This window comes from Cobetia sp. (genome assembly GCF_983723665.1).
The window spans coordinates 1199-2737 of record NZ_CFDJES010000241.1 but is presented as its reverse complement, the minus strand read 5'-3'; the positions used below and the strand labels follow the sequence as shown (position 1 = coordinate 2737).

Below are 1539 nucleotides of genomic sequence, written 5' to 3'. Positions count from 1 at the left end.
CGATCGGCATGTCGATCTTCCTGCAGAACTACATGCGTCTGGCCCAGGGCTCGCGTGACATGGCGATCTCCAGCCTGATCCCGGGCGGTTGGGAGTTCGGGCTGGAAAGCTTCGCAGTCAATCTCTCCTACATGCAGGTGATCATCTTCAGCGTCACCCTGGTGTGCATGCTGCTGCTGTCGTCCTTCATCTCACGCTCCCGCCTGGGGCGTGCCTGTCGTGCCTGCTCGCAGGATGCCGGCATGGCGCGTCTGCTGGGCATCAATACCGATATGATCATCTCGATGACCTTCGTGATCGGGGCGGCGCTTGCCGCCGTGGCGGGCCTGCTGCTCGGCATGTACTACGGCGTGGTCAATCCCTACATCGGCTTCCTGGCCGGCCTCAAGGCGTTCACGGCGGCGGTGCTGGGCGGTATCGGCAGCATCCCCGGCGCGATGCTGGGCGGACTGCTGCTGGGGGTCGCGGAGGCACTGACCGGCGGTTACCTGTCCACGGAATACAAGGACGTGGTGGCCTTCGGACTGCTGATCCTGATTCTGCTGTTCCGTCCCTCCGGGATTCTCGGCAAGCCCGAAGTGGAGAAGATCTGATGCCCAAGCTTGCGAAACAGACTTTGAAGAAAGCGGGCACCTCGCCTGCCGAGACGTTGCCGCCCCAGCCTGCCTATCGGCGTCCCTGGTGGTCGGCACTCGCGGCCGCCGTTCTGACCCTCGTACTGGGAGGCTCGGTGTTGGGTGTGCAGCTCGAATCCACCGGCATCACTACCACGGTGCGGTTGATGGGCATGGACACCTGGGGCTGGTTGCTGGCTGCGGCGCTGGCCGTCTTCCTGCATCAGCTGGTACGTCCGCAGATCGAGGAGTGGCGGTCGCGTACCCGCAAACCCTCACGTTTCAGCGTCCCCGATGTGATGAGCGGCCAGAAGCGTCAGCTGTGGATCATGCTGGCCATCGGCGCGCTGCTGATCTTCCCGTTCCTCTCCAACCGCTCGGCGGTGGATCTCGCGACCCTGACGCTGATCTACATCATGCTGGGGCTGGGGCTTAATGTGGTGGTGGGGCTCGCCGGGCTGCTGGATCTCGGCTACGTGGGCTTCTACGCCGTCGGGGCCTATACCTATGCGCTGCTCAACAGCTATCTGGGCTTCAGCTTCTGGGAGGCATTGCCCATCGCCGGGTTGATGACGGCGTTGTTCGGCTATCTGCTCGGCTTCCCGGTACTGCGATTGCGCGGGGATTACCTGGCCATCGTGACGCTGGGTTTCGGGGAGATCATCCGCATCCTGCTCAACAACTGGACCGAGCTGACCGGCGGCCCGAATGGCATCGCGCGCATTCCCAAGCCGACCTTGTTCAACCTCGAGTTCTCGCGGCGGGCCGACGAGGGCAACATCGCTTTCCATGAGTACTTCGGCATCGACTACGACCCGGCCCTCAAGGTGATCTACCTGTATCTGCTGGCCTTGATCCTGGTGCTGATCACGCTGTTCGTGATCTACCGCTTGCTGCGCATGCCCATCGGGCGGGCGTGGGAGGC

At 63.2% G+C, this 1539-nt stretch carries 2 protein-coding genes; both read left to right on the top strand.

Translation table 11 applies throughout. The annotated features are described in order from the left end of the window. On the top strand, positions 1–593 hold a 593-nt coding region (locus AC4FAH_RS14375), incomplete at its 5' end, for an ABC transporter permease subunit (protein WP_490246292.1). Further along, positions 593–1539: high-affinity branched-chain amino acid ABC transporter permease LivM (gene livM, locus AC4FAH_RS14370; protein ID WP_490246291.1), on the top strand; the 947-nt coding region annotated here is incomplete at its 3' end. The genes AC4FAH_RS14375 and livM, both read left to right, overlap by 1 nt.